Below are 4452 nucleotides of genomic sequence, written 5' to 3'. Positions count from 1 at the left end.
GGAGTTCTCGCAGCTACTTCTGTTCCCGTAGCTTTAACACCGATAATTGATATTATGTCAAGTAGTAGTACTTGAATGATCAACTATTAGCTTCGTTCGCAACTCTACCTGTCCTGTATCAATTTAGTTGGCCACTTTCGCAACTTACTTGGCCACCTACGGGTTTTAGGGTCTGTCTCAGTCTGGCCACCAGGCATCCTGCTCGCGTGCCGCACCCGCGCCATCAGGGGTGCTCGTGCTGCAGTAAGGCTCCAAAGCGATCGAGGCGGAATGCCCAGATAAATTGAGACGGTTCCTTGCCGATCCGTCTCAATTTATCTGGCCTTTTCCCACGTCCAGGTGGCCAACTAAATTGAAAAAGGAGTAGTGCCCTGAAGGGCGGACTGGGACCAATCATCTGGTGAGTATCAACATCAGGGACGTTGGCGGAGTGTAACGCTTTCGTTTCGTTCGTCTCCGGACGGAAGATGGGTGGAGGCGCTTGGCTGGAAGACCCTGCACATCGTGACCACCAGCGCATCTCGTTCAGCCCGACCAGCCGTGGTTACAGTTGCAGAGGGCTGTCAGTCGCCCTGTGCTAGACATTACCCATGGAACGCCGCTACCAAGTCTTCGTCAGCTCAACCTTCCGTGACCTCATCGACGAACGCCGTGAAGTCATCCAGGCCCTGCTGGAGATGGACTGCCTGCCTGCCGGCATGGAAATGTTTCCCGCTGCCAGTGAGGACCAATGGTCACTCATCCGCAGGGTGATCGACCAGAGCGACTTCTATGTGGTGATTGTCGGTGGCAGGTACGGCAGCATGTCCGCGGAGGGTATCAGCTACACGGAAATGGAATACGACTACGCCGTTGAGTCAGGGAAACCCGTCCTGGGCTTTGTGCATGCCGATCCGGGAAGCATCCCCATCAGCAAGTCCGAGATGGACGCTGCCGCCCGTGATCTCCTGGATGCTTTCCGAGCCAAGGTCCAGACCTTGCACGTCAAGATGTATAACAACGCTGAAGACCTGGGGTCCAAAGTTTCCAGGGCGCTCAACATCGCGATGAAGAACACCGCTTCCGAAGGTTGGGTTCGTGGCCGCTTTGCGATGACGCCCGAGACGCTGGCCGAGATAGCGGAACTTCGGGCTCAAGTTAGTGAGCTGAAGCTGTCTAACGAGCTGTCGGCTGCCCAGTCTAAGAAAGGGGCCATACCCGAAGACTTGGCCTCGGGCAACGACAAGTACGAGATGTATGCAAACCTCTTTTACTACACCAAGGACACGGTCAAAATAGGGGTTTACAGCCACTCCCCGAAGGCCAGGCAGCAGCTAGCTTTTTCCGTAACCTGGAACGAGATCTTTTACGATGTCGGAGCTTCTCTAATAAACGAAGCCAGCGAAGAAGACCTCGATGCCGTTTTGGATCGCTTCGCCCTAGGTGTCATTGTCAACGGTGAACAAGGACTTCCTAAAGACCATGGTCGAACACACAGGGCAGAGGTCATAAAAGAATGCTTCGACGACGTGCTTGTGCAATTGTTTGCCCTGGGTCTCATTACCCACGGGGTCAAAAAGCGCTCGACTACCGACCGCAACAAATACTGGTCGCTGACTTCTCTAGGTCAGGATGAGCTGATGAAGCTCAGGGCAGTCAAGAAGGGCGAGGACATTACACGCTGACGATCTTCCTGCCAGAAACTAACCGGTGCCCCAGCTGCACGCGCTGTCACCGCGCAGCTGGGGAATTCTCTTCCATGCTCAGCGGGCCGGACCGCTCTTGGACCGCTCTGCTCCCATGGCCACCCCTGTTTGGGTCTTTTTGGCTTTGGCTGCGCCTTTGCTCATGGTGACGGCTGCGCTGGGGTGTGTACCTTCGCTGCGCTCTGCCGCGGCACGACCCCGGATTTGGGTTTCATTGGCGCCAGTTGTGACCAGGGATGCCTCGAATACCGTTTGGCGTTCTGCCGAGCCGTAGTCGGCGGCCGACGTGCTTTCCGCTTCCAGGCCCTGACCCTTGAGTCGGGTGCTGTCGTTGCCGGTGACACGGTTCTCGATTTCGCGACCGACGCTTTCGAGGCGAGCGAAGAGTTCCTTCTCAGCTCGTTCGTAGCGCTGTTCCATTGACGCCTGCTGGGTGCCTGTGAATCCGCCTTCCGCTAGGAGCCTGGCCTCGTGCATTTCCTTGGCGGCGTTCACGAACTCGGGATCCTTGAACTGCGAGTCGACTGCGCCGTTGATATTGTCCATCGTGGCTTTGCGGAGCTGGTCAATGTCGGGTCCGTTGATGCCGTCCTTGCCGATGAGGAACATGCGTTCCTTTACCTCAGCGTCGGCTGCTGCAACTGCTTTGGGGGTTTTCGCGTTGTGGGCCCGCTGCAAGGCTTGGGCCAGCTCGGGGTTGGCCAGATACTCCACGGGTACCTGGTGGCGCTCCATTTCAGGGGCCAGTTTCTCTGCCTGGGCGCGGAGTTCTTCGGCCCGGGCCGCTGCGAGCAGCTGCGTGGCCTTCTCGTGTTCGGCGGCCGCTTTGCGTGTCTCTTCCTGACTGGCTGCCAGAGCAGCCTGCCGGGCCTTTTCCGTGGCGATGATTTGGATACCTGACTCCAGATAGGCGGTGTCCGCGCCAACGTCGTGGGTGTCGATGCCATAGCGCGTCAGGACTTCCTGACGGATTCGTTCTGAGACTGCCAGTGCGGTGGGGTCGTAGTCCTTCCAGCCCTCGGCGACGGCGTATGCGGTTGCAATATCGCTGGGCTCCGCTTTGTCCCACCATTGATCTTTCTCCACAGGTACCAGAGCCGCGCGCGCCGCCGTCCGCTCGGCCGCGAAACGTGTCTCGGCTTCGTGTGCTGCCTGGGCGTCCTGGTGTTCCTGCTGCCGCTGCGATTCCTGCCGGCGGCGGGCCAGTGTTTCGGCAATCCGCGAGGCGATCAGCAGCGACTGCCGCATCCCGTTTTCCAGAACGTCATCCATTCCATCTGAGTCACTCATGGTGTTCCCCTTGCACTTGGTGGATTCTTATCGGTCGAGCACAGGTCCGGACTCGCGGCCGGTGTGTTGGTGAGTTTTGGCAGGTGTAGGAGTGGTCGGCACGGCCGACCCCGGACGAATGGGAGCCATGCCGCGAAGGCCAATCTCCACGGACTTCGGTACGACGGACTGCTCTGCTGCTGCCTGCTCCGGTGAGCCGACCGTCGCAGTTCTGGGCATGGAGGCTGCGAACTGTTTCAGCTGCCCGGTGACGATGGCCCGGAGCCGCTGTGCTTCCCTCGTACGCCCGGACTGTTGGTGCATCTCGTGGATCGCGAAGGCAGCGTTGACGAGCTGCAGCATGAGCGCCGATTGGGCCGCCGTCTTGTTCTTGCTCGAGGCCGCCAGGAACAACATCGCCGTACCGGCAACGGACGGCAGGGAGACCGGCTTACTGTGATGCCGGGGCGCCCGCAGCTGCGCTGTGCGGGACAGTTCAGCCGCGGTGGCCGCCAGCGGTCCGGGCGTCGCTTCGAGGCGGTGCGACCACGCAGCAAATGCACCGGATACTTCCCGTGCAGCCTTCGCCCACGTGGCGTGATCATCGTGCGGGAGTACTCGCAGCTGCTCGACCAGCGCTGTTGCGTTACGGGTGTACTCCACCCACATTTCTGCCGGCGGTGTTACCTTCTCCGCGCCGGTCCTGGACACCTTGCGCTTGTTGCGCGCGGCCGCGTTCCACTCGGCCGCGGCCTCCATCGCTGACTGCGGTGAGTCGGCCCAGTGCTGGCGCAGGTGCCCCAGTTTCAGGTCTGAGGCCAGCTCTCCTCCGCCGAACCAGATCGGACGTTCCCCGCGGGCCGGACGTTCGGCCACGGAGTACCCGGTGATGACCTCGGTGGTGTTCTTTGCATAGCGCGGGCGCAGGAGCATCCCGGTATCACGCGCCCGGCGAACGAACTCTGCTTCACAAGTCGAGGCGCCGAAACTGGCACGCACCTTGCGCTCCAAAGACGGACGATGCATTTCGCGTTCCTCGCGGGCCGCCCGGGCCTTCTCGGCCCGGTCGTAGCCCCGGGTGGCGTGAAGAGTGGAGAGCTGTTCCAGCCCGTACTTGACCTCCAGCTCGCGGCAGGTCTTTTGTGCACGCTTGTAATCACCGTGTGTGGAGGCTTTAGTGCCGTCTTCGCGGACGAGCGACACCGCGATGTGGATGTGGTGGTTGCCGTTCTCGCTGGTGCCGTGGTTGATCGCCGCCCACCGGCAGCGTGCCCTGCCGCTGGTCTCGGTGAAGCCCATCGCGTCCACGAAGTCGTTCGCGATATCACCCCACTGCTGGTCCGTCAGGGCGCCTTCTTCCGCGCGTAGGCTCAGCGAGCAATGCCACACGCTCGCGTCCTTGTAACCGACGTGGACGCGCTCCTTCTTAACTGCATCCCACTGCATCTCTTTGATCCGGACGGCGACGCCGAAGGCCTTCCGTGGCCGGTCCAGATGC

Annotated in this window: 3 protein-coding genes; 1 reads left to right on the top strand and 2 read right to left on the bottom strand. The window is 60.5% G+C overall.

Features of this window, described 5'->3' with window-relative positions; genetic code table 11:
• Positions 1-590: 590 nt before the first annotated feature.
• Positions 591-1664, top strand: a complete 1074-nt coding sequence (locus tag D477_RS19405) for a DUF4062 domain-containing protein (RefSeq protein WP_005274174.1) — start codon at positions 591-593, stop codon at positions 1662-1664.
• Positions 1665-1742: 78 nt separating this feature from the next.
• Here the strand turns inward: D477_RS19405 and D477_RS19400 are convergent, their stop codons facing one another.
• Positions 1743-2957: a hypothetical protein gene (locus D477_RS19400; protein ID WP_005274170.1), complete on the bottom strand. Its 1215-nt coding sequence runs from the start codon at positions 2955-2957 to the stop codon at positions 1743-1745.
• Positions 2958-3002: 45 nt separating this feature from the next.
• On the bottom strand, positions 3003-4452 hold a 1450-nt coding region (locus D477_RS19395), incomplete at its 5' end, for a relaxase/mobilization nuclease domain-containing protein (RefSeq protein ID WP_005274167.1).

The sequence above is a fragment of the Arthrobacter crystallopoietes BAB-32 genome, from assembly GCF_000328305.2.
In the GTDB taxonomy this organism is placed as follows: domain Bacteria; phylum Actinomycetota; class Actinomycetes; order Actinomycetales; family Micrococcaceae; genus Crystallibacter; species Crystallibacter crystallopoietes_A.
This window is presented reverse-complemented; position numbering and strand designations above follow the sequence as displayed.